Genomic DNA, 23323 nt, shown 5'->3' on the forward strand with positions numbered 1-23323 from the left:
GCGGCGGCGCGCGTCAGTAGCTCTGGGCGGCGGTGTGCAGGGCGCGGGCGGCCTTGGCGATGGCCGGCTCGGGCCACCGTTGCGGCACGTGCAGCGTGAGGGCGTAGCGGGTCCCGGCCACCGGGCAGGCGAGCTGTCGACCCATGTGCGCGGACTGCGATTCGTAGACGTTGCGTCGCCGACGGTGGCGCACGGCCAGGCACGTCTGCACCTCGTCGGCGGTCAGACCCAGGTGACGGGCCGCGGCCGAGACGGCGTCGGCCGCGTCCTCGGCGGACAGGGTGGACAGGATCGCCGCCGCACCGGCGCACTCGGCCGCCTCCGCCCGTTGTCCCGGTCGGGGAGTCAGTGGCAACGGCAGCCGGCCGAGGTGGACGTCGACGAACACGACCTGGTTGCCGAACATTCGGACCAGGGAGATGGTGTGCCCTTCCAGGTCTGGTGTCGCGCAGGCGCGAAAGAGGTTCTGCACCACCGATTCCGGATCGGAGAGATCGGACAATCGTGGTCCGGTGTGCAACGTGCCGTCGGACCGCCGGGTGACGAAGCCGACGTCCTCCAACGTGCCGAGCAGGTCGGCGATCGAGCTCTTGGGCAGCCCCAACATGGCGATCAGTGCCGCGGGCGTGGTGGCGGCGCCCGAGGAGACGGCGTCGAGGATGCGCGCTCCGCGGTGCACGGCCGGGGTCCGGGAGTCGGCTATCCCCATGGTTGATAGTCCGCGGCGTTGTGGGCGTCGATGAGCTTGGGCGCGAGATAACGGGACGGCCGGGCGACGTGGGCGCCTCCGTGCAGGGCGATGCCGATGTCCATCGCCGCCCGCACCAGCGCCGCCGGATCCTGCGTCGCGGTCGCGACGATGGGCCCGCCGGCGCGAATCTCCTCGACCGCGTTCCTGGCTCCGTCGACGCCGACGATCGGCACGGAGAGCTTGCGGGCGCGCAGCACCCGCGAGATGCCGATGGCGATTTGGTCGTTGGCGGCGAAGAAACCGTCGACGACGGGGTTGGCGGCGAGGATTTCGGTCGCGGCCCGTCGCCCCGACTTGGCGTCCAGTTCGCCGTAGCTGGTCGCGACCACCTCGATGCGCTGGTGCGGGGCGATCGCGGCCAGAAAGCCGGCGATTCGGTCGGAGTTGGCCGTGATGGGGATGCCGCCGACCACGGCGACGCGTCCCCGTCCGCCGAGTGCGGCCGCCAGGGCCGAACCGGCCAGGAACCCGGCCTTGGTGTTGTCGGTGGCCACGACGGCGTCCGCGCCGCTGACCGCCGAGCCGATGGCGACGACGGGAATGCGGGCCGCGCGGGCCCGGGCGCACGCCTCTTCGAGGCCGTCGGTCGCCACCGGCTCCACCAGGATCAAATCGACTCCGGCGGCGACGAATTCGACGATCTGACGCGACTGGGTGTGCCGGTCCTCCTTGGCGGCGTGCACGTGCAGGCGCGCCCCCAGCCGGTCGGCTTCGGTCCGCAGGGCGTCTATCTCGGCGACGAAGAAGCTCTCGGCGACCGGGTAGCTGAATCCGATGTCGTCGATCGGCAAGCCGTGCGCCCGCGCCGCCGACGCGAGTTCGAACAGCCGGGACCCCAGTGCGTAGGTGCCGTCGACGCCGCGGGCGAGCAAGCTCTCGTCGGTCAGCGCGTGGCAGATCCCCATCACGCTGCTCTTGGGAAGCCCGGTCCGCTGGGTTAGCTCGGCGAGCGACATGGGCCTACCCGAGTCGCTGATCTGTTGAAGCACGACGGCCGCACGGCGCAATGCGGGCACACGTGCTTGCTCCGCCATCGACTCACCATAAGTGATGTGCCACTGCGGAAGACCGCAAATCACGAGGTGGCGTCACCCGCCGGGGGTTGTTGACAACGTCACAGCGACTTGCTTACTGTGTGTTTCATCACTCGACGCTGAGTTCGATATATGAAACGCACGCGCCGGGTGGTCGCCTGCCCGGGTAGGTCTCGGGCGAGGTTTTCCTAGCCCAGGCCGAAGGATGAGTCGATGCCGGTTTCCCAGCGTTTCGTCGGAGTGATCAGCGTGGCGTTGGCCATCGCGATGGTCACCGGCGGCTGTACGAAGAAGAACGACGAACCGGCACCGGCGACGGGTGGCGGCAGTTCGTCGCAGGCCGCCTCCGGAAACAAGGTCAAGGTCGCCTTCGTGCCGAAGCTGCAGGGTTCGCCCTACTTCGAGGCCATGGACACCGGCGCCAAGAAGGCCGCCGCCGATTTGGGCAACGTCGACTGGCTGTACCAGGGACCCACCTCGGCCGACGCCGCCGCCCAGGCGCAGATCGTCCGGTCCTTCATCCAGCAGAAGGTCGACGTCCTGGTCGTCGCACCCAACGACCCCGACTCGATGGCACCGCTGATGAAGCAGGCGCAGGACGCCGGCATCAAGGTGATGACCGCCGACACCGACGCGCCCAACTCGGTGCGCGAGGCCTTCGTCAACCAGGCCACCGCCGAGGGCATCGGCAACAAGACCGCCGAGACGCTGATGACGGCGATGGGCGGAAAGGGCAAGTGGGCCATCGTGTCCTGCGGTGAGACGGCCGAGAACCTCAACTCGTGGATCGCCGCCGAGAAGGCCTACGTATCGGCCAAGTACCCCGACGCCGAACTCGTCGACGTCGTGTACTCCGGTGAGGACCAGGCCAAGGGAACGCAGATGGCCACCGACCTGATGAGCGCACACCCCGACCTCAAGGGTCTGCTCGGGCAGTGCACCACCTCCGCCGTCGGCGTGGCGCAGGCCGTCAAGGACGCCGGCAAGATCGGCCAGGTCTTCTCGGTCGGCATCGGCACGCCAAAGTCCATGGCGCCGTACCTCGCCGACGGATCGTCGTCCGGCTCGATCCTGTGGAACGTCGCGAACCTGGGCTACCTGACGGCATGGGCCGGCCAGCAGCTCGCCAGCGGCAAGACCTTCCAGGCCGACAACAAGGTCAACGACGAGATGACCGACGTCAAGTGGGACGAGGCCAGCAAGACGCTGGTCCTGGGTGAGCCGCTGTTGATCACCACTCAGAACGTCGGTCAGTTCGATTACTGACGCGGCCGGTCCTCGCTCGGGGGAGACGTCGATGTCGCAGCAGTCGCGACTGAGTCTCACCGGAGTGGTCAAGAGCTACGGTGCGGTCAAGGCCATCCGGCACGCCGACTTCGAGATCCAGGCCGGACGGATTCACGCACTGGTGGGGGAGAACGGCGCAGGCAAGTCCACGCTGATCAAGATCATCGCCGGTGCCACGATGCCCGACGCCGGCACCGTCACCTACGACGGTGAGCCGGTGACGATCGCGTCGACCAACGACGCGATCGCCCTGGGCATCGCGACGGTGTACCAAGAGCCGCAACTGTTCAGCGAACTCACCGTTGCCGAGAACGTGTTCATGGGCCGCGAGATGGTGACCCGCGGGCGGGTCGACTGGGCGGCCCAGAACGAGAAGGTGGTGAGCCTGCTCGAGGCGCTCGGCCTGCCCGCCAAGCTCTCCACCGCCGTCGTTGGCAACCTGTCGGTCGCCACCCAGCAGCAGGTCTCCATCGCAAAGGCGTTGGCGGGCAAGTGCGGAGTGCTCATCCTGGACGAACCGTCGGCGATCCTGACCGACGCCGAGATCGACGTGCTGTTCCAGATCATCCGACGGCTCGCCGACGACGGCGTGGCGATCGTGTACATCTCGCACCGCCTCGACGAGGTCGTCAAGATCGCCGAGCGGGTCACCGTGATGCGCGACGGCAGCACCATCGGCACGTACCCCATGGAGGACATGTCGGTCCGGCGCATCGCGGAACTGATGGTGGGAGAAGCTCTTTCGGAGCACTCCGGTCCTCGGACCGTCCCCGAGGGCGAACCGGTGCTGGAGTTGAAGTCGCTCGCCCGGGCCGGCTCCTTCGACGACGTGAGCCTGCAGCTGCGGTCCGGCGAGATCCTCGGCCTCTACGGCTTGGTCGGCTCCGGCGTCGCCGAGATCGCCGCGTGCATCTACGGACTGGACAAGGCCAGCGCGGGCGACATCGTGATCGACGGCCGGGCGGTGGCCCCCAAGAGTCCGCGCGAGGCGGCGGACGCGGGGATCGCGCTGCTGCCGGCCAACCGCAAGACCGAAGGCATGTTCTCCTTCCAGTCCATCGCCTTCAACGTGTCGATCGGTCATCTCCGACGACTGTCGTGGGGCAGGGCGTTCGTCGACCGGCGCCGGGAGCGCACCACGGTCAAGGACCTGATGAAGCGGCTCGCGGTGCGGGCCTCGGACGAGAACCAAAACGTCGGCGACCTCTCCGGCGGAAACGCCCAGAAGGTGATGCTGGCCCGGCAACTCGTCGAGCGGCCCAAGCTCCTGCTGTTGGCCGAGCCCACGCAGGGCGTGGACATCGGGGCCAAGGAGGAGATCCACCGCATCATCACCGATCTCGCCGACAACGGCACGGCCGTACTCGTCGTCACCTCCGATCTGCAGGAGGCGCTGCGCATCGCCGACCGACTCCTCGTGGTGCGCACGGGCGCCATCGCCGCGGAGTTCGGGCCGGACGCCCGGCAGGTCGACGTCCTGGCCGCGGCTGCAGGCGATCGCGAAGGGACGGCCACCGCATGACCACCACGACCGATCCGCCCGCCCCCGTCAAGACCCGTGGGCGGGTGCTTCCCCCGCCGGTGACCCCCGCCGAGATCGCGCTGGTCGCCGTCATCGTCGTGCTGTGGATCGCCCTGGCCTTCGCGACGCCCGCGTTCCTCAGTGCGGGTTCGATCGTCCCGCTGCTCGTGGAGATGTCGCCGGTGGCGCTGATCGGCATCGGCATGACCTTCATCATCATCACCGGCGGGATCGACGTCTCGGTCGGCGGCGCGATCATGGTGTGCTCGGTGATCACCGGAAAACTCATGCGGGATCACGGTTTACCCGTGTTGGGGTGCCTCGCCGTGGCGCTCGGAACCGGTGCGGTCCTGGGCCTGGTCAACGGTGCGCTCATCGCGTACGGCCGGGTGCACGCCATCATCATCACCTTCGGCACGGCGAATCTGTTCCTGTTCGTCGGCCTTCAGATCTTCAACTCGCAGCCGATCGCGGGCATGCCCAACACGCTGTCCTGGTTCGGACGAGGGGTCGACGGCCGAACCCTCGCCGTCCCACACAGTTTCGCGATCACCGTCGTCCTGGCCGCGGTCGCCTGGTGGTACCTGCGGCACACGCCCGGCGGCCGGCACTTCTTCGGCGTGGGCGGTGACCCGGTCGCGGCCCGACTGGTCGGCATCCGGGTGCAGCGACGCATTCTCGTCGCCTACGTGATCACCGGCGTGCTCGTCGGGCTGGCGTCGATCTTCACGCTCGCCAAGGGCACCTCGAACCTGGACCAGTCGGTGGGATCCGGCCAGGAGCTTGCCGTGATTGCCGCCGTGGTCATCGGCGGCACGTCGATCATGGGCGGGCGCGGCTCGGTGCTCGGTACGGTCCTGGGGGCGCTGCTCGTGCAGACCGTGAAGTCCGGTGTCACGCAGCTGGGTTGGCCCTCGCAGCTGTCCGACTTGTTCGTCGGGATCTTCATCGTCGTCGCGGTGGGAACCGATCTCGTCCGCCGACGTGCCAGGAGAGACCCATGAGCGTCGAGACACCCGCCCCGGTCGCGGAGAAGGCCACGTCGCGCCGTCCGGTGGACCGGATCGTCGAAGCGGTCCTCACCCAGCGCATCGTGCTGCTCGCCGTCTTGATCGTCGTCGTCGTGGCCTGGTTGTCCTACCTCAGTGTCAACGGCTATCTTTCGGGCGACTACGACTTCGACTACATGTCGGCCACCCTCATCGACGCCGTGCCGCTGGCGCTGCTGGCGTTCGCCGAACTGGTCGTGATCGTGTCCGGTCGCGGCGGGATCGACCTGTCGGTCGGCGCCATGGTGTCGCTGGTCGGAATGATCTTCGGCTTCGCCTACGGCAAGTGGGGGTGGCCGCTGCTTGCCGCCGTTCTGCTGGCGGTGGTGACCGGCGCCCTGCTGGGTGCGATCAACGGATTCCTGGTCGCCCGCATCGGATTTCCCGCACTGATCGCCACGCTGGCGACGTACTACGCATACAAGTCCATCGCGCTGGTGATCAACGGCCAGAAGCCGATCAACAGCCCCCAGATCCAAGACCTGTACACCCTCACCGGTTCGGTGAGCGTGCCGATCATCGGCGACTACATTCCCGACGTGCCCCTCGGGGTGTTCACGTTCCTGGTCCCGGTCCTGGTGGTGCTGTGGTTGGCCTTGGGACGCGGCACCTTTGGCCGTCGGCTCTACGGCGTCGGGACCAACGACGTGGCCGCTCGCTGGGCCGGAGTCGACGTCCCGGGCACCCGGATGCGCGCCTACGTCACCGCGGGCGTTCTCTCCGGTCTCGTCGCGGTCTACATCACCGCCGAATTCGCCTCGGCCCGGCCCGATTCCGGCACCGCAGGCAACGGTCTGGCGCTGCCGGCGATCACCATCGCCGTACTCGGCGGGGTCGCCATCACCGGTGGCGTCGGGCGCCTCGCGGGCGTACTGCTCGCCGCGCTCCTGATCGTCTGGCTCAACGCCGGCATCATCCTCTACTTCGAGGGCAACACCGGCACCCAGTTCCAATTGCTGGCCCTCGGCGTGGTTCTCATCCTGGCCGCACTGCTCAACGGGTTGACGACACGCCGGTTCCGCGGCGGCGACTAGCCCACCAAGAAATGAAGATGGAGAAGAACACATGACCGTTCTCGACGCGTTCTCGCTCACCGGCAAGCGAGCCCTCGTCACCGGCGGAAACCGCGGGCTTGGGCTGGCCTTCGTGCGCGGGCTCGCCGAGGCGGGTGCCGACGTCGTCTTCGTCTCGCGGGACGCCGACCGCAACGCCGCCGCCGTCGCCGAATTGGCTCGGGACGGCCTCGACGTCAAGGCCTTCGAGGTCGACATCACCGCCCAGGACGGCCCCGACGCCGCCATCGAGGGTGCGGTCGAGCGGCTGGGTGGACTGGACCTGCTGCTCAACAACGCCGGCCTGGCCATCCACAAGCCGGCGCTGGAGATCAGCGACGACGAGTGGGACCTGGTCTTCGACGTGAACACCCGGTCGCTGTGGCGGCTCAGCCAGCGCGCGGGCGCGTACATGAAGGACCACGGCGGCGGCAACATCCTCAACGTGGGCTCGATCAGCTCGCTCATCGTCAACCGGCCGCAGTTTCAGCCGTCGTACAACGCCTCGAAGGCCGCGGTGCACCAGTTGACCAAGTCGTTGGCTGCCGAGTGGGCGCCCTACGGCATCCGGGTCAACGCGATCGCCCCCGGATACGTCAAGACCGAGATGGCGCCGGTCGACCAGCCCGAGTTCCGTCAGCACTGGATCGAGGACGCGCCGATGAAGCGGTACGCGTTGCCCGAGGAGATCGCGCCGACGGTGGTCTACATGGCCTCCGACGCCTCGGCGTTCATGACGGGTTCGGTCGTCGTCATCGACGGCGGCTACACCGTGTACTGACCCGACGAGGTGCGTTGGGGAATGAGTGGCGTAGCTCACTCCGCGAAAGTTCCTCGGGTGATCGTGTTTAAGGCCGGCGCATTCGTGGAACTTGCTTACCTAGAGTAACGAACAGTTGCTCGACGACTCTAGGAGAAGCCACAGATGAAGATCTTTGCCGTCATCGGAGGAAGCGCCGCCGTCACCGCCGCCGCCATTGGAATCGCAGTCCTGCAGGGACCCGCCAGCAGTGGCGCCGTGGCGGGCGACATGGAGACCGGGGTGACCATGACGCAGACCGCACCCGCGCCGACCGAGATGTCGGTCGCACCCCAGATCACCGGGCCGGCCGCGCTGCCGTCCGAGGAGCAGGGTCTGCCCGGCTGATTGGTCGATGCCGTGGGCGCGATGCGGTAGGCAGTAGGGCATGGACCCTCGAGACGACTTGACCGTATTCGGTCAGGAGTACCACACCCCCGACGGCGCCACGATCATCCCGGTGTCCAAGCCCGTCGGGGTCTTCGTCGTCAAGGACGGCACCCCGGTCTGGTCGCCGGCGAGTGACGACACGCGGATCGCGTTGCTCGGCATCGTCGTGGGTTTGGTGGCCACGGTCCTGGCGGGGATCACGATGGTGCGCCGGCCGCCGTGGCCCGACTTGCGCGGGGACGTGTCCAAGCACTCCTAGGCGTCAGCCCTGAACGGCCTTGGCGATGGCCACGTACTTGGTGAGTTCGTCTGAGCCGACGGATGTCTCGCCGGCGAGCAGGCGTACGACTTGGTGGACGACGCGTACCAGGACCCAGGATCTCGCACGTGCCTCGTCGAATCCGGCCGCGTCGACGAGCGCGTCGAAGCGCATCCGCACCCCGGTGCGCACGTTGCCATCCAACTCGTCCCAGCGATGCCACAGCATGGGGGCGATCTCGAAGTGCGGGTCGCCGTTGATGGGCCTCGGCCCGATTGCCAACCAGGGCTCCCGCCGGGCGGCGAGCACCTTCCCGTAGTGCAGGTCGCCGTGGAGCACGACGGCGCCGTCGTCCGGGTGCGACGTCAGCTCGCGTCCCGCGACGATCGCCTGCTCCACCAGTCGACGAGGAACCGGTGCGCTCCGCGGCAGCTCCTCGAAGTCCCGAACCCACTGCTCGACTTCGGTTGTCAGTGACCGCAATTGGGGCATCGCGGAAACGTGGAGGTGCCGGTACTGGGCGGCCACCACCTCGCAGGCCTCCACGTCCCACATGGCGTCGAGGTTCTGTGGGTCCAGCCGCTCCAGCAGCAGGGCGTGGCGATGCGGGTCGGCCCGCAGCAGACGAACGGCGCCGACACCGCCCCAGCGCCGCAGCACGAGGTGTTCGTGCTCGGACCCGGCGGCGGCCGAGGCGATCTTGAGGACCGCAGGCGCCCCGTCGGACGTCCGGACGAACATCACGGCCGAGGTGGACCCCCGTGTGACCGGTCCGTCGGACGTGAGCTCCCACTCGTCGAGCTGGCCACGAATACCGGGCGGGACGTCGGTCACCTTCGAATGGTGACACGGGCGCGGGGGATGACAACCCCCGACCGCAGCCAGCGGTTAGTCACGACGCGGCCCGTCGCTACGATCGGCGAGCCAGAGGATCCACTTCCGCACGGACACGGTGAAAGATGTCTGCCACAGTTCTCCACGGGCGCGCCGGTGAATGCGCGACGCTGCGGGACGTCTTGTCCAGCGTCGGATCCGCCGAGAGCCGGGCGCTGGTCCTGCGGGGCGAGGCGGGCGTGGGCAAGTCGGCACTGCTCGACTACGTCGTCGACGAAGCCACGGGCTTTCGCCTGGCCCAGGTGTCCGGTGTCGAGTCCGACATGGAGTTGGCCTACGCGGGACTGCAACAGCTGTGCGCCCCACTGATGGACCGCGTCGAGGAGGTGCCCGAACCGCAACGCGAGGCGCTCTCGGTGGCCTTCGGCCGAGGCGTCGGGCCGGCGCCCGACCGGTTTCTCGTCGGGCTGGCGGTGCTCAGTTTGATGGCGGCGGCAGCCGACGATCAGCCACTGCTGTGCGTCGTCGACGACGCTCAATGGCTCGACCAGGTGTCGGTGCAGACCCTCGGGTTCGTGGCGCGGCGGCTGATGGCCGAGCCGATCGCGATGATCTTCGCGGTCCGGGACGGCGTCGCGGACGTGCTGCAGGGGCTGCCCGAGCTCAGGGTCGGGGGCCTCTCGGACGCGGAGGCTCGGGAACTGCTCGACGCCGTGGTCATCGGCAAGATCGACGCGCGAGTGCGCGACCGCATCGTGGCCGAGACACGCGGCATTCCCCTCGCGCTGCTCGAGGTGCCGCGCAACGTGTCCGCCGCCGAGCTGGCCGGCGGATTCGGGACGACCGTCGGGCGGACGTCGGCGAGTCAGATCGAGGACGGCTTCCTGCGTCGCATCCAAGCGCTTCCAGAGCCCACGAGGCGGCTACTACTCGTCGCGGCGGCCGAGCCGGTGGGGGATGCCGCCCTGTTCCTGCGCGCGGCGGCGCGGCTGGGAATTCCGGTCGACGCCCTCGCGCCGGCCGAGGCCGCCGGCGTGATCGAATTCGGCACGCACATGCGGTTTCAGCATCCGCTGATGCGCTCGGCGGCCTACCGCGCCGCGGATCTGACCGAGCGCCGCGCGATCCATCGGGCCCTGGCCGACGCGACGGATCCGGACTCGGCTCCCGACCGTCGGGCATGGCACGCCGCGAACGCCGCCTCGGGACCGGACGACGTCGTGGCCGCCGAATTGGAGACCTCGGCCGGGCGGGCTCAAAGCCGGGGCGGCGTGTCGGCGGCCGCCACCTTCCTGGAACGCGCCGCGGTGCTGACCTCGGATCCGGTGCTGCGCGGCGCCCGGTCGATCGCCGCCGCGCAGGCCAAGCGGGAAGCCGCGGCACCCGAGGCTGCCTACGAGCTCCTGGCGATCGCCGAACTGGGGCCGCTGTCGGCTCGGCAGCGAGCCGACATCGCCCGGATGCGAGCACAAATGGAGTTCATGCGCAGTCGCGCCGGCGAACCCGGTGCCCCCAAGGCGGGCGACGCCGCGGCGCAATTGCTGCGTGCAGGAAAGCGACTCGAGGGCCTCGCCGACGACGTGGCGCGCGACACCTACTTCGAGGCCCTCACCGCCGCCATGTACGCGGGCCGCCTCGGCGCGCCCGGCTTGCTGACCGCGGTGGCCCGGGCGGGCCGCGCGGCCGTCCGCCGCGTCGTCGAGCTGCAGCGTCCAATCGACTTCCTGTTGAGCGGCATGACGAGTCGCATCCTGGACGGTCCGGGAGCTGGCTCGGAGCACCTGCGTTCGGCCTTGGAACTCTGGAAGGTCCACGGCGACGGCGACGATGGGCGGGCCGTGCAACCGCCGTTCCCGATCGCGCAGGAGTCCGCCGCGCACGAACTGTGGGACGACGGGGTCTTGCAGCAGATTGCGACCGACACGGTGCGGCGGGCCCGCGACACCGGGTCACTGGCCGTGCTGCCACCGGCGTTGGCCTACCGAGCCGGGGTGCACGTCTACACCGGTGAGTTCGGCATGGCCGACACCCTCATCGAGGAGGCCAACGCGATCACCGCGGCGACGGGTTACGCGCCGGTGAAGTATCACTCGCTGAACCTTGCCGCCTGGCGCGGCGACCCGGATGCGGCCCTCGCCACGATCTCCGCGGCCGCCGCGGAGGGAATCGCACGGGGCGAGGGACGACTCGTCGGGGTGAGCAGGTTCACCTCGGCGGTTCTGTTCAACGGGCTCGGCCGCTACGAGGACGCGCTGGCCGCGGCCCGCGAGTGCTGCGAATACGAAGACTTGGGCTTCTTCGCGTGGTGTCTCTTCGAATTGATCGAGGCGGCAGCACATTTGGGCGATCGGGACGCCGGCGCGTCGGCGCTGGCGCTCCTCGAGCCGAGGCCGGGTACCAGTGGCACCGACTGGGGGCTGGGGGTGGTGGCCGCCGCCCGCGCACTCCTGGCGCCCGACGACCTGGCGGAGGGGTTGTTCGAGGAGGCCGTCGAGCGCCTGGACCGCGCCAGCGCCACGCTGCACGGCGCGCGCGCCCGGCTTGCCTACGGCGAGTGGCTTCGGCGGGCGAACCGCCGCATCGACGCCCGCACGCAGCTCAACGCCGCGCACGAGGCGTTCACCCGGATGGGTGCTGCCGCCTTTGCCGAACGAACGCGGCGGGAGCTCGTTGCCACGGGGGAGAAGGTGCGCAAGCGCGCCGCCAGCACCAGCGGCGAGTTGACCGCCCAGGAAACGCAGATCGCGCGACTGGCCGGCGACGGGTTCACGAACCAGGAAATCGGCGCTCAACTGTTCATCAGCACCCACACCGTGGAATGGCATCTGCGCAAGGTGTTCGTCAAGCTCGACATCACCTCACGCCGGCAACTGCGCACCATCTCGTGGGCAAGCTAGCCCCCTCGTAGTCCGCCGAGCACCACGAACTCTCGACCGGTGACCACGCAGTTCCAAGGGCTCGGTTCGCCCGCTCGCGCTCGATTCTGAAGGGGCACGTTCAGCGACACCGAACAGGGGACCCTTCGTCATGATCGACGCCACCGCCGAATCCGACACGGAACTGGCGGCACGCTTTGCCCGCGACGCGGTCCCGCTGTTCGACGCACTGAGCCGCCGCGCGCGTCGGCTGACCCTCAGCGACGCCGACGCCGAGGATCTGCTGCAGGACACGCTGCTGCACGCCTACCAGGGCTTCCGGTCGTTCGAGCGCGGCACCAACCTGAAGGCGTGGCTCTTTCGGATCCAGTACCACCGCTGGATCAGCGCGCACCGCTACAAGGAGCGCCGCCCGGCGGAGGTCATGGTCGAGCACGTGGGCGAGCACGAGTTGGCCTGCGGGGTGGCCAGGCTCTCGGCGGGCCGTCCCTCGGCCGAGGACGACGTGCTGGAAGCGCTGTCGGACAACGCCGTTCGCGCGGCCCTGGCAAACCTGCCGGAAGGCACCCGCGTGGTGATGTACTACTCCGGGGTGGCGGGGTACACGTACGCCGAGACCGCCGCGCTGATGGACATCCCGATCGGCACGGTGATGTCGCGGGTGTCTCGCGGGCGGCAGCGCCTGCGGGCGTCGCTGGCGCACCTCGACCACGGCCAGGCATTCGCCGAATCCGACCGGCAGAGTGCCTGACGACACATTGTTAGTGCCCTAACTATTAGCGTACGATTCATACATGACCCCCTCGGCCGTCGTGGACACCGACCCCCTGGCGCTCGAGCGCCAAGTCTGCTTTGCGCTGGCCGTCACCAACCGGGCCGTCCTCGCCGTGTACCGGCCGCTGCTGGAACCACTCGGCCTCACCCACCCCCAATACCTGGTCATGCTTGCGCTCTGGGACCACCGGAAGTCGGCGTCGCGAGACGCGCCCGCCCTGTCGGTGAAGCAGATCGCCACGGCCCTGCAACTAGATTCGGCCACGTTGTCGCCGATGCTCAAGCGGCTCGAGGCGCTCGGCCTGGTGACCCGCACGAAGAGCGCGGTCGACGAGCGCGCCACCGACGTCGAGCTGACCCCGGCCGGCGCCGCCCTGCGCGCGCGGGCCCTGGAGATCCCGCCCGCCGTCGTCGAGCGACTCGGGGTGGACCTGCCCGAGTTGGAAGAACTTCACCGCGTCCTGACGCGAATCAATCTGGCCGCGTTGGCGGCCGACGCGCCCGACGCCTAGATCGAAAGATGGGAGCCACCATGAACGACGCCCGACCCACGCCGTTGCAATACGTCGCCTACTCCTACGGGCGACGCCTGCCACCGTCCATGCGCAACTGGGTGGCCGAGGACCTCGCGGGCGAGGGCGCAGTCCGCCGGCACGTCCTGCGGATGGCAATCCCACCGCTGCTGGTGCTCGCACCTCTGTGGTTGCTGCCCGCGTCGCTGTACGTCCACCTCGAGATGACGGCGCCGATCTACATCTGGGCAATCCTGATGTCGCTGGCCCTGAACAAGGTGTGGCGCCGCCACCGCCTGGTGCAGCACGATCTGGACCCGACCCTGGTCGACGCCCTCCGGCGTCGCAAGGACTCCCGTCTTCACGAGGACTACGCCGCACGCTTCGGTCCTCGCCCGGACTCCGCCAAGTGGCAGTCGAACAGCAGCCCGTTCTGAGCGAGGTTGAAATCGCGCCGGCCGGGGCATCTGCTTGCCATGACCGACAAGGACGAGCAGACCGAGGACCACACCGACGCGGCCGACCCGCCGCCGGGGCCGGCCGACCACGGACGCACCGGAGGCATGGCCACCCGCGAGGTGGCGCCGGACGTCGTCAAGCGATCGGGTGACGCAACCGACTGACGGCTGAGCGGACCAAAGCCCTACGTCCAGTACAGCATTCGGGCCATGGGCAGCGTCTCGGCGAGCGCGGACCCGAACCAGGACCGCAGTTCGGTCATGGTGTCCCTCGGATAGACGTACTTCGCCGCGCCGTACTTGCCGAACTTCCGTGTCCGGACCTCCTCGTCCATCTCCAACTTGGTGCGGGGGTACCACCCCAGCAGGACGTCCTTGCTCGTCTCGGTGAAGCGGTGCGTGATGCACTCCACCGTCAGGTCGAGGTTCGCAACGTCGGCCACGGCGTCGGCGACGTCCCGCAGCAGCGATCCGTACGCGTCGCGCCAGTCGGGCACCGGCATGATCGGGGCGATGGTAAGGCCCACCCGGTAGCCGTGTCCGGCCAACTTCCGAAGCGCCGAGATGCGTTGCGGCACACGGGCCGTGCCCCCGTCGAAGCGGTTGGCGACCTCGTCGGCGTTGACGGAGATCCGGACCCGCGTGCGGCCCGCGTGGGGGAGGTCCAGCAGCGGCGCCACGTTGTCGTACTTCGTGGTGAACCGCAGTCCCACCGGCCCCGGCCAGTCGTGGGTTCCGACGTGGCTGATCGCCGTCGACAGCGAGCCCGTGAGGTGTTCGAGCGCCAGCGGATCGGTGTAGCAGGACGCCTCGAACGTGGTGCCCTCCGCCGCGCGCTCGGTGGAGGCGGAGGTGACGGTGCCGTGCCCGACCTTCTCGTCCATGGCGGCGAGGATCTCGGGAAGGTTGGCGTACACCCGCGTGATCGGGGGACCCGAGAGCGACCCGGCCAGATAGCAGTACTGACAGTGGCCGGGGCAGCCTTCGGCCAGGTCGATCCGCCAGTCGGCGCTGGGCGGGATGGGTTGCAGCCGCCGCTTGCTCGGCGGCGCCACGACGACGGCAAGGGTGCGCTTGGCCAGTGCATAGGTCGCGCGGTCGTTCTCGGCGCGCAGCGGCGGCAGCCGGTCGCCGGACAGCACGTCGACGTCGGCCACGCCGGCGGCCTGACACCGGGCGATGATCTCCGCGCCATGGGGGAGTTCGGCGGCCGATCGGGTCACCAGCACACGGGCCGGAATCCACAGGGTGGGTGTGGCAGAGTCGGTCGTACTCGCCCGCCGTTCCACCGTCAGCGTCCCGCCATGACGGCGATTCGCTCGGCGACGTCGCGGGCGACGCTCAGCGTGGCGGGATCGTCGGACGGTCCGTAACGGTCGTGGGTCGCGTCGTAGTGCGCACCCGCGATCGACCCGTGGTCCGCGTCGAGCTCGACCACCTCTGCGGGCCAACCGGATTCGCCGAGCTGCGTGGCGAACGCCATCGAGACCGTGATGGGGACGACGTCGTCGTGCAGACCGTGGAGCAGCGTGAAGGCGCCGGTGGGCCCGCCGTCGAGACCGTCGGCGACGGATCTGCCCGAGATCGGGTCCGTGGCGTCGAAGGCACCGGCGAGGCAGACGGTGTGGCCGACGCGCATGCCGACGGCGTCGGACTGAATCGTCAACCCCGCCGCGGCCAGACCTCCCATCGACCACCCGACCACCACCAGATCGTCGGCATTGGTGGCATTTTCGCGCGCGAACGTGGCCGAACCGAGCAGGTCGGCGCGTCCGCCGTCGTCGGCATGGGAGTTCCAGTCGGGGACCACGACGGCGAGGCGGTGTCCGGCGATCGCCTCGGCGAGTGGCGTCAGCGCAGCTCTGGAGTCGGTCTGCATCCCGTGCCACAGCAGCACGGTGGGGTCGGACGGGGAGCCGAACAGGTCGGCCGAACGTCCCGGTGCGTATTCGACGGTCTTCATGCCAGTGGTGTTCCCCGCTTAGCGAGAGCCAAGCAGCGAGAAGAACCGGTGTGACGGGTCGTCCGCGGCGGAGCTACCCCGTGGGGTGTCCCGGGTCAACGGGTGGTCGAACTGCACCGGCGACGGATCGTCGACGCGCGCCCAGTCGGTGACGATCGTCCGCTCGACGAATCCCCATGTGCCGTTCTGCTTTTCATACTTGTCGAGATAGCGTCCGCCGACCGTGACGTCGACGTCGCCGGTGCCCGAGATCAGCGTGTGGGTCGCGATCGTGTAGATCTCACCCTCGGCCACGGTGCCGTCGACGGCGAAGTTCACCGTGGTGACGTGGTGTTGCATCGACCGCAGGTGCGGGCGCGCCGCAGCCAGTCGACCGACGAATTCGTCGACCGATCCGCCCGAGAACGCGCCGTGGGAGTCGACGGCGTCGCGGTGGTACAGACTCCGCACCAGGTCGAGGTCACCTCGGTCGACGGCGCGGCAATAGGCGTGGACCAGTCGGCTGAGCTGGTGTTCGTCGAGCATCTCCTGCAGCAGGGGATCCATCGGTGTCACGGCGTCAGGACTGCTTGGCGGATTGCTCGGCCGCGTGGTCCTCGATCGCCTTGCCGATCGCGTGTGCGGCGCGATCCATGAACTCCGTCCCGCTGGAGAGCACCCACTCTTGCGAGGCCACCGGGGCGGCGAGCTGACCGGTGAAGTGCGGCATCACGTACTGGGCGAACAACTCGTAGCTCCGAAGCTTCGCGGCGGGCGGTGCCCAGTCGTGGTCGAAGAGGAGGAATGCCCCAAAGCCGCCGTCGCTCGCCTCGACGAGCTCGGAGATCTTGGCCACCGCGTCCTCGGGCGTGCCGATCACCGCGAAGCCGGACTGCCGGTTGTTGGCGAGGATCTCGGCGGTGGTGTCGCCCTGCACCGGGCCGGCGGGCAGCAGATGTTTGAAGTACCGCGAGAATTCGACGATGCCGTGCTCCACGTCGCGCTCGGCCTGCTCGCGGGTCTCGGCCAGATGCATCGGGCCGACCAGACGCCACTTCGACCGGTCCGCGACGTGGCCATGCTCGAGGGCGACGTCCTCCCACGTCTTCCAGTGTTGGGCAAGCAGATCCATGCCCTGTCGTGCCGTCGCGGCGATCGACAGCATGCCCACCCCGTGCGTGCCGGCGCCGCGTGGCCCGGTGGGCGAGAAGGACGCCGCGACCGCGACGTCGAAACATGGCTCGCTGTACGGCCTCAACTGGAGGCGGGCGTCCTGCAGGACGAACCCGTCGGTGTGCATGGTGACGGTCTCCCCCCGGAGCAGCCGCATGATCGCGTCGAGGCTCTGCTCCATGCGCGGACGCTGCGCGTCGGCGGGAATGCCCAGCATGTGGGCGTCCGACGTGAGCTGTCCGGGGCCGCACCCCAGCATCACCCGTCCGCGCGTGAGGTGATCCAGCAGGACCATCCGATCGGCCAGCATCAGGGGATGGTGATACGGCAGCGAGCTCACGCCGGTGCCGAGTTTGATGTGCTTGGTCCGCTCGGCGGCGACGCCGATGAAGACCTCCGGGGAGGAGATGATCTCGAACCCGGCGGAGTGATGCTCCCCGATCCACGCTTCGGCGAAGCCCAGTCGGTCCATCGCCACGATCAGGTCGAGGTCTCGTTCGATGGCGAGTGTCGGGTTCTGCCCGACCGGGTGAAAGGGGGCCATGAAGTTTCCGAAGCGCATCGGCCCATTCTTGCCCGCGGGCACGCGCCCCACGTGGGGTTTCGGGGTGGCCGGACGCGCTCGGCGTTTCAACGTCGTTGCCGGCGGTAAGGGCAGACGGTGACGAATTCCGGTCAGGTGCCCAAAGTTCACCCGTCGTCCAACTTTGCCGTCGACACTGGCCACGTGCTCGCATCGACAAGGACCGCCCTCGCGCGGCTGACCGCGCTGGCCTCCGTCGTCGGCTGCGCCCTCTTCGGAGTCGCCGTGACTGCGTCGGCGTTTCCGGCGGGCGACTCCCGAGGTGAGTTGTCATTCGGCGGGTTGCAGCGGACCTACCTGGTGCATGCGCCCAGTGGCACCGACCGGCCGTCGGGTCTGGTGATCAATCTGCACGGTGCCGGCAGTGACGGCGCGGGGCAGGCGGCCAGCACGAATTACGGCGCTGCGGCCGACGCGCTGGGATTCGTCGTCGCCTATCCGGACGGAATCGACCAGAGCTGGGCGGACGGACGCGGTGCCTCGATTCCGGATCGCCAGGGCGTCGACGACGTCGGTTTCCTGACGGCACTGGTCGACCGACTCGTCCGCGACTACGGCATTCCACCGGGTCGGGTGTTCGCCGCCGGAATGTCGGCGGGCGGGTTCATGGCCTCGCGGCTGGCGTGCGACCGGGCCGACGTGTTCTCTGCGGTCGCGCCGGTGGCGGCCACGTTGGGTTCCGGCGTTGCGTGCAATCCGTCCCGCCCGGTGTCGGTGCTGGAGTTCCACGGCACCGCCGATCCCGTCGTGCCGTTCGCCGGCGGTGCCATGGTGGGCCGCGGCGGACCCAGCGACATCCTCTCCGCGCCGGCGTTCTCGGCGCATTGGCGGGACGTCGACCGATGCGCGAGCGTGCCGGTCGAGGACGAGCTGCCCAGTTCGGGGGACGGCACGTCGGTGCGCCGGTTCAGCGGGGTCGGATGTGCCGACGGCACCGCGGTCGTCCTGCTGCAGATCAACGGCGGCGGGCACACCTGGCCGACGGGGAACTTCACTCCGCCCGGTGCGGGGCTGACCACGACGGCGACCAACGCGTCGCTGGCGAGCGCGCAGTTCTTCGCCGCGCACGGCAGGTGAAGCGGCCTAGGACCCCGTGACCGACTTGGCCAGGGCGGCCAGCTTCGTGTCGAGGGCGACGGCCGCCTCGAGCAGAGGCGGGTTGGGTTCGACCACCATCAGCGACGACGGGCGCACGTAGGTCAGTGCGCTGCGGCCGCCGTCCTCCTCCGTCAGCAGCAGTTCGACCGGCGCGAACAGTCCCGCCGTGACGTCGTGTCGCAGCATCGTGATGGCGATCAACGGGTTGCCGATGATCACCCGCCGCACCTGCCGGTCGATCCCGGCCTTCTTGATCCACGCGCCGTGGTCGAACGAGGCGAAGAGCATGAAGCCGTGGGGCCCGACGTGGTCCCCGACTTCCCGTTCGTGGGACGCCCAGTCGTCGTGGCGACCGGAGATGGCTTCGATGGGCACGGGCTGCCTGCCGACGTCGGCCAGTAGCGCGTCGACCAGCGCGGCGAAGTCCTTCGCGCTGTCGAAGCGCATCCGGACCCCGTTGAAGGGGATCTCCACTTCGGACATGTCGGCCACCTCTCGTTCGCCCCCGCGCTCTAAGTATAGTAAGCAATATTCAGCTGTGAGGATGGTGTGCGCCCCCGCATACTGGGCACGTGAAGATCTGCGTCTTCCTCTCCGCCGCCGACCTCGACGAGCGGTACACCGTTCCGGCCCGCGAATTCGCCGAACTGATCGGCGCCGGCGGTCACACCCTGGTCTGGGGTGGCTCCGACACCGGGCTGATGAAGGTCGTCGCCGACGGTGTGCACGCCGCCGGGGGCCGGCTGGTCGGCGTGTCGGTCGAATTCCTCCGTGCCAAGGCACGGGCAGACGCCGACGAGATGGTGTTCGCCGCCGACCTCGCCGAACGAAAGGCGTTGCTGTTGGCCGAATGTGACGCCGTGGTCGTGATGGTCGGCGGGTTGGGAACACTGGACGAGGCGACCGAGGTCCTGGAACTGCGCAAGCACGGATTCCACGACAAGCCCGTCGTGCTGCTGAACACCGCGGGTTTCTACGACGGGCTCGCCCTGCAACTCGAGCGAATGGACGCCGACGGGTTCCTGCCGATCCCGTCGGCCGAGCTGGTGCACGTCGCACCCGACGCGGCCGGCGCGCTGGCCTACCTGCAGGAGTCCGTCGGCGATCGGTGAGGGGATCACTCGCTATCGTCGGGCGGTGCGCCTCGAGGAACTGCAGTGGTTCGTCACCCTCGCCGAGACCGAACACGTCACGGTGGCGGCCGCCGAGCTGAGGGTGAGTCAGCCGACGCTGTCCCGCGCCTTGGCGCGATTCGAAGAGCAGGCCGGGACGCCCCTGTTCGACCGCGTCAACCGGCGCCTGCGACTCAACGCCTACGGACGGATCATGCTCGAGCATGCCCGACGGAGCATCGCCGAAATGCAGTCGGCGGGTGACCGCATTGCCGCACTGCGCAATCCCGACAGCGGCCGCGTGCGGTTGGCCTTCCTGCACTCACTGGCGAGCTGGTATGTGCCGGAACAACTTCGACGCTTTCGGGACGCCGTTCCGGGGATCGGCTTCGACCTTTTCCAGGGCGCGGCCCACGAGATCACCGACCGGGTGCTCACCGGTCAGGCCGACTTGGCGATCACCGCCCCCCGCCCCGACGACTCCGACTTCACGTGGCGCCGGCTCTACGTCGAGCGACTGTGCCTGGCCGTGCCGCCGGGGCACCGGCTCGCCACGCGCACCCGCATGCGGCTCTCGGCGGCGGCGGGCGAGCCGTTCGTGGCGTTGGCCGAGCAGTACGGCCTGCGGCAGGTCACCGACGAACTCTGTGCCGAGGAGGGGCTGACCCCCGAGATCGTGTTCGAGGCTACCGAGATTCCCACGATGGAGGGCCTGGTCGCCGCGGGCTTCGGCGTCGCCGTGGTGCCGGTCCCGCGCGACGACGCGGGTCACACCAAGACCGTCCACGTGACGCTCGCCAACCGGGGCGCCAAGCGCGAAGTGGGCTTGGTGTGGGAGCGGGACCGCCCGTTGACGCCGCCGGCGGAACGATTCGCACGATTTCTCACCGACACGTAGCGGCGTCAGTGCCTCGCTGAGCGGTAATGATGTATCCGCCGTATGAACTTGCCAAAGGCCATGCATTGGACACATGAGAACGTCGTTCCTACCGTGGTAGCAGTGTCAATCGAGCAAACCACCGCACCCCAATGGGTGGGACATAGTCGCGGCTCGGCCGAGTACGGACGACTGCTCGCCGCGCTGTTCTGCGCCGGCGTGGCGACGTTCGCTCAGCTCTACTCGCCCCAGGCGGTGCTGCCGCTCATCGCGGGCAGCCTCCACATCGGTGCGGCGGACGCGGCGCTGACCATCTCGGCGTCGACCGTCGGTCTGGCCGTCGGCGTCATCCCGTGGTCGACGTTGGCCGACCGCATCGGCCGCGTGAAGGCCATGACGATCTCGGTCGGCGTCGCAACCACCGTCGGGCTCCTGGTTCCGTTTGCGCCCACCTATGAAATCCTTCTGGCCGGGCGCTTTCTCGAGGGCTTGTTCGTCGGTGGCGTGCCCGCCATCGCGGTGGCCTACTTGACGGAGGAGATCGATCCCGCCCACGCCGCGCGGGCCGCGGGCACCTTCGTCGCGGGCACCACCATCGGTGGTCTGTTGGGCCGGCTGGTGGCCAGCCCCGTGGCCGAGTTCGCCGGCTGGCGCGGGGGAGTGTTCACCGTGTCAGTGGTGTGCGGTTGCGCCGCACTGGCATTCGTCAAGCTCGCACCCGCGCCACGCGGGTTCGTCCCCCGTCGGGGAGCCGGACCCGAGGGGACGCTCGCCCACCGGCTCGGGGCCAACCTGCGGTCGCCTCGGCAGCTGGCGTTGTTCGCCCAGGGCTTTCTGCTGATGGGCGGCTTCGTCGCGCTCTACAACTTCCTGGGCTTCCGGCTGACCGGAGCGCCGTTCTTCCTGCCCTCGTTCCTGGTCAGCCTGGTGTTCCTGGCCTACCTGGCCGGCACCTGGGCGTCGTCCCGCGCGGGTGCCGAAGCCAGCCGCTTCGGCCGCAAACGGGTGCTGCTGACCTCCATCGCGATCATGGTGGCGGGCGTCTCGATCACGTTGAGCGACAACGTGTTCGTGGTGCTCGGCGGCCTGGTCGTCGCGACGGCCGGGTTCTTCGGCGCGCATTCGATCGCCTCCGGGTGGACGGGGCAGTCCGCCCCCGTCGGCAAGGCGCAGGCGTCCTCGCTCTACAACCTCTTCTACTACGGTGGCTCCAGCGTCGTCGGCTGGTTCGGCGGGGTGGCGTTCGACCGGTACGGCTGGTCGGCCGTGGCCGCCACCATCCTGGGGCTGGCGATCGTCGCGGCGGCCGTCGCGGCGCTCGTCCTGCCCAAGGACTAGAGCTAGAGCACGTCCTTGATGTCGTTCTTCAAGGCCTCGGCCTGCGTGCCGAACACCGCCTGAACGTTGTTGCCGACCTCGATCACACCGGCGGCGCCGAGGGTCTTCAACCGCGCCTGGTCGACCTTCGACGGGTCGGCGACCTCCATCCGCAGTCGCGTGATGCAGGCGTCGACGTTGACGAGGTTCGCCCGGCCCCCGAACGCCGCGATGAGTTGCTCGGCCGTGCTGTCGGTTGCGGCGGGTGCGGGCGCCGCGATCGTGTCGGTCGCCGTGCCCGATCCGCCGGCCGCGACCGCGGTGGCCGCGACGTCCCCCTCGTCGAGATTGGCCCGTTCCTCCGCCTCGAACTCGCTTTCCGGTTCCCGGCCGGGTGTCCGCATGTTCCACTTCACGATCGCAAACCGGAACAGCAGGTAGTAGACGACGAAGAACACCACTCCCATGCCGATGAGCAGCGGAATGTTCTTCGCCGCCGGGGCGGTCCCGTACAGCAGCAGGTCGATCAGGCCCGCGGAGAACGAGAAGCCCAGATGGATGTCGAGCAGGTAGGCGATGGCCAGTGAGAGGCCGGTCAAGACGGCGTGCACCACGTACAGCGGGAACGCCACGAACATGAACGCGAACTCCAGCGGCTCGGTCACGCCCGTCAGGAACGCGGTCAGCGCGGCTGCCGACAGGATGCCCACCGCGACCTTGCGTTGCTTCTTGTTCGCCACGTGGATCATCGCCAGCGCCGCGGCGGGCAGGCCGAACATCAGGATCGGGTAGAAGCCCGAGGTGAGCAGGCCCGCCGACGGGTCGCCCGCCGCGAAGCGGGTCAGTTCGCCGGTGACGACCTTGCCGTCGGGTGCCTGGTAGTCGCCGTAGATGAACCAGACGAACGAGTTCACGATGTGGTGCAGGCCCAGCGGAATCAACATGCGGTTGGCGAATCCGTAGATGAACGCGCCGATGGCGCCCGAGCCGCCGATGAACTTGCCCAGACCGGTCAGCCCGGCGTCGAAGAGCGGGTAGCAGTAGCTCATCGCGAAGGCCAGGAACAAGCAGGCCAGGGACACCGCGATCGGGACGAAGCGCCGGCCGCCGAAGAAGCCGAGATACGAAGGCAATTGGATGGTGTGGTACCGGTCGAACAGATACGCGGTGAGCAAGCCGACCAGGATTCCGGCGAACACGCTGTAGTTGATCTGCGCCTGTTCGCCTGCCTTGTCGACCTCCCCGGCCAGGACGATCGGCGACATCGTCTTGAACACCGCCTGCACCACCAGGTATCCGACGACGGCGGCCAGTGCCGTCGAACCGTCTGCCTTCTTGGCGAAGCCGATCGCGACGCCCACCGCGAACAGCAGGGGAAGGTTGCTGAATATCGCGTCACCCGCCGCGGTCATCGCCTGGAAGAACGGTCCGATGACCGGCGCCTTGATGCTGCCCAGCAGGTCATCCTGGCCCAGCCTCAGCAGGATGCCCGCCGCGGGCAGGACCGCGATGGGAAGCATCAGGCTCTTGCCGAGTCGCTGAAGTTGCGCGAAGCCGGGGATTCGTACGCCCGACTTACGCTGTGTTCCTACGGGTTTCGTGGTATCACTCATCGTCGGTCACC

The 23323-nt window shown here is 68.9% G+C and carries 25 protein-coding genes; 16 read left to right on the forward strand and 9 right to left on the reverse strand.

Annotated elements, in window-relative coordinates; all coding sequences use genetic code 11:
- Window positions 1-13: 13 nt before the first annotated feature.
- Together H7J06_RS10330 and H7J06_RS10335 are read right to left on the reverse strand one after the other, a co-directional pair.
- Window positions 14-709, reverse strand: coding sequence for a helix-turn-helix domain-containing protein (locus tag H7J06_RS10330; protein ID WP_264038676.1), 696 nt, complete (start codon window positions 707-709; stop codon window positions 14-16).
- Window positions 700-1785, reverse strand: a complete 1086-nt coding sequence (locus tag H7J06_RS10335) for a substrate-binding domain-containing protein (RefSeq protein ID WP_264038677.1) — start codon at window positions 1783-1785, stop codon at window positions 700-702. The genes H7J06_RS10330 and H7J06_RS10335 overlap by 10 nt, the downstream gene beginning before the upstream one ends.
- 213 nt (window positions 1786-1998) lie before the next feature.
- On the opposite strand from H7J06_RS10335, the gene H7J06_RS10340 reads away from it, so the two are divergent.
- The 7 genes from H7J06_RS10340 to H7J06_RS10370 all read left to right on the forward strand — a co-directional run bounded on the left by H7J06_RS10340 (window position 1999) and on the right by H7J06_RS10370 (window position 8143).
- Entirely contained in the window at window positions 1999-3051 is a 1053-nt protein-coding gene (locus tag H7J06_RS10340) for an autoinducer 2 ABC transporter substrate-binding protein (protein WP_264038678.1), read from the forward strand.
- Window positions 3052-3082: 31 nt separating this feature from the next.
- On the forward strand, window positions 3083-4594 hold the full coding sequence (locus H7J06_RS10345; protein ID WP_264038679.1) for a sugar ABC transporter ATP-binding protein: 1512 nt from the start codon (window positions 3083-3085) through the stop codon (window positions 4592-4594).
- Window positions 4591-5598, forward strand: a complete 1008-nt coding sequence (locus H7J06_RS10350) for an ABC transporter permease (RefSeq protein WP_264038680.1) — start codon at window positions 4591-4593, stop codon at window positions 5596-5598. The genes H7J06_RS10345 and H7J06_RS10350 overlap by 4 nt, the downstream gene beginning before the upstream one ends.
- Window positions 5595-6677, forward strand: coding sequence for an ABC transporter permease (locus H7J06_RS10355; protein ID WP_264038681.1), 1083 nt, complete (start codon window positions 5595-5597; stop codon window positions 6675-6677). The genes H7J06_RS10350 and H7J06_RS10355 overlap by 4 nt, the downstream gene beginning before the upstream one ends.
- A gap of 31 nt (window positions 6678-6708) precedes the next feature.
- Window positions 6709-7476 carry an SDR family NAD(P)-dependent oxidoreductase gene (locus H7J06_RS10360; RefSeq protein WP_264038682.1) on the forward strand — a complete coding sequence of 256 codons (768 nt, stop codon included), beginning with the start codon at window positions 6709-6711 and terminating at the stop codon, window positions 7474-7476.
- Window positions 7477-7620: 144 nt separating this feature from the next.
- Window positions 7621-7842, forward strand: a complete 222-nt coding sequence (locus tag H7J06_RS10365; RefSeq protein WP_264038683.1) for a hypothetical protein — start codon at window positions 7621-7623, stop codon at window positions 7840-7842.
- A gap of 40 nt (window positions 7843-7882) precedes the next feature.
- Window positions 7883-8143: a hypothetical protein gene (locus tag H7J06_RS10370; RefSeq protein ID WP_264038684.1), complete on the forward strand. Its 261-nt coding sequence runs from the start codon at window positions 7883-7885 to the stop codon at window positions 8141-8143.
- Between the two features lie 3 nt (window positions 8144-8146).
- Here the strand turns inward: H7J06_RS10370 and H7J06_RS10375 are convergent, their stop codons facing one another.
- On the reverse strand, window positions 8147-8977 hold the full coding sequence (locus H7J06_RS10375) for an aminoglycoside phosphotransferase family protein (RefSeq protein ID WP_264038685.1): 831 nt from the start codon (window positions 8975-8977) through the stop codon (window positions 8147-8149).
- 125 nt (window positions 8978-9102) lie between these two features.
- Here H7J06_RS10375 and H7J06_RS10380 point away from each other — a divergent pair, with 125 nt between their 5' ends.
- From H7J06_RS10380 to H7J06_RS10400, 5 genes are all read left to right on the forward strand, one after another.
- On the forward strand, window positions 9103-11874 hold the full coding sequence (locus H7J06_RS10380) for an ATP-binding protein (RefSeq protein WP_264038686.1): 2772 nt from the start codon (window positions 9103-9105) through the stop codon (window positions 11872-11874).
- Window positions 11875-12004: 130 nt separating this feature from the next.
- Entirely contained in the window at window positions 12005-12604 is a 600-nt protein-coding gene (locus H7J06_RS10385; RefSeq protein ID WP_264038687.1) for a sigma-70 family RNA polymerase sigma factor, read from the forward strand.
- Window positions 12605-12647: 43 nt separating this feature from the next.
- Window positions 12648-13139 carry a MarR family winged helix-turn-helix transcriptional regulator gene (locus H7J06_RS10390; protein ID WP_264038688.1) on the forward strand — a complete coding sequence of 164 codons (492 nt, stop codon included), beginning with the start codon at window positions 12648-12650 and terminating at the stop codon, window positions 13137-13139.
- Window positions 13140-13159: 20 nt separating this feature from the next.
- Window positions 13160-13576, forward strand: coding sequence for a DUF5313 domain-containing protein (locus H7J06_RS10395; RefSeq protein ID WP_056550035.1), 417 nt, complete (start codon window positions 13160-13162; stop codon window positions 13574-13576).
- Between the two features lie 39 nt (window positions 13577-13615).
- Entirely contained in the window at window positions 13616-13762 is a 147-nt protein-coding gene (locus H7J06_RS10400; RefSeq protein ID WP_264038690.1) for a hypothetical protein, read from the forward strand.
- Between the two features lie 20 nt (window positions 13763-13782).
- Here the strand turns inward: H7J06_RS10400 and H7J06_RS10405 are convergent, their stop codons facing one another.
- From H7J06_RS10405 to H7J06_RS10420, 4 genes are read right to left on the reverse strand one after another with little or no spacing between them, the layout of a single operon-like run.
- Window positions 13783-14886, reverse strand: a complete 1104-nt coding sequence (locus H7J06_RS10405) for a spore photoproduct lyase family protein (RefSeq protein WP_372515281.1) — start codon at window positions 14884-14886, stop codon at window positions 13783-13785.
- Window positions 14887-14888: 2 nt separating this feature from the next.
- A complete protein-coding gene (locus tag H7J06_RS10410; protein WP_264038693.1) occupies window positions 14889-15560 on the reverse strand; it encodes an alpha/beta hydrolase family protein in 672 nt (223 codons plus the stop codon).
- Between the two features lie 18 nt (window positions 15561-15578).
- Entirely contained in the window at window positions 15579-16106 is a 528-nt protein-coding gene (locus tag H7J06_RS10415; RefSeq protein WP_264038798.1) for a nuclear transport factor 2 family protein, read from the reverse strand.
- Window positions 16107-16119: 13 nt separating this feature from the next.
- The gene (locus H7J06_RS10420; protein WP_264038694.1) at window positions 16120-17274 is read right to left on the reverse strand and encodes an LLM class flavin-dependent oxidoreductase; all 1155 of its coding nucleotides are present in this window, start codon (window positions 17272-17274) and stop codon (window positions 16120-16122) included.
- A gap of 165 nt (window positions 17275-17439) precedes the next feature.
- On the opposite strand from H7J06_RS10420, the gene H7J06_RS10425 reads away from it, so the two are divergent.
- On the forward strand, window positions 17440-18372 hold the full coding sequence (locus H7J06_RS10425) for an extracellular catalytic domain type 1 short-chain-length polyhydroxyalkanoate depolymerase (RefSeq protein WP_264038695.1): 933 nt from the start codon (window positions 17440-17442) through the stop codon (window positions 18370-18372).
- A 6-nt stretch (window positions 18373-18378) separates the two neighbouring features.
- Here the strand turns inward: H7J06_RS10425 and H7J06_RS10430 are convergent, their stop codons facing one another.
- The gene (locus H7J06_RS10430) at window positions 18379-18876 is read right to left on the reverse strand and encodes a DUF302 domain-containing protein (protein ID WP_264038696.1); all 498 of its coding nucleotides are present in this window, start codon (window positions 18874-18876) and stop codon (window positions 18379-18381) included.
- Between the two features lie 89 nt (window positions 18877-18965).
- On the opposite strand from H7J06_RS10430, the gene H7J06_RS10435 reads away from it, so the two are divergent.
- From H7J06_RS10435 to H7J06_RS10445, 3 genes are all read left to right on the forward strand, one after another.
- Window positions 18966-19505: an LOG family protein gene (locus H7J06_RS10435; RefSeq protein WP_264038697.1), complete on the forward strand. Its 540-nt coding sequence runs from the start codon at window positions 18966-18968 to the stop codon at window positions 19503-19505.
- Window positions 19506-19530: 25 nt separating this feature from the next.
- A complete protein-coding gene (locus H7J06_RS10440; protein ID WP_264038698.1) occupies window positions 19531-20403 on the forward strand; it encodes a LysR family transcriptional regulator in 873 nt (290 codons plus the stop codon).
- Window positions 20404-20511: 108 nt separating this feature from the next.
- Entirely contained in the window at window positions 20512-21720 is a 1209-nt protein-coding gene (locus H7J06_RS10445; RefSeq protein ID WP_372515285.1) for an MFS transporter, read from the forward strand.
- A 2-nt stretch (window positions 21721-21722) separates the two neighbouring features.
- On the opposite strand, the gene H7J06_RS10450 is transcribed toward H7J06_RS10445, so the two are convergent.
- Entirely contained in the window at window positions 21723-23312 is a 1590-nt protein-coding gene (locus H7J06_RS10450; protein ID WP_264038700.1) for a PTS transporter subunit EIIC, read from the reverse strand.
- Between the last annotated feature and the right edge of the window lie 11 nt (window positions 23313-23323).

Source organism: Mycolicibacterium hodleri (assembly GCF_025822245.1).
In the GTDB taxonomy this organism is placed as follows: domain Bacteria; phylum Actinomycetota; class Actinomycetes; order Mycobacteriales; family Mycobacteriaceae; genus Mycobacterium; species Mycobacterium hodleri.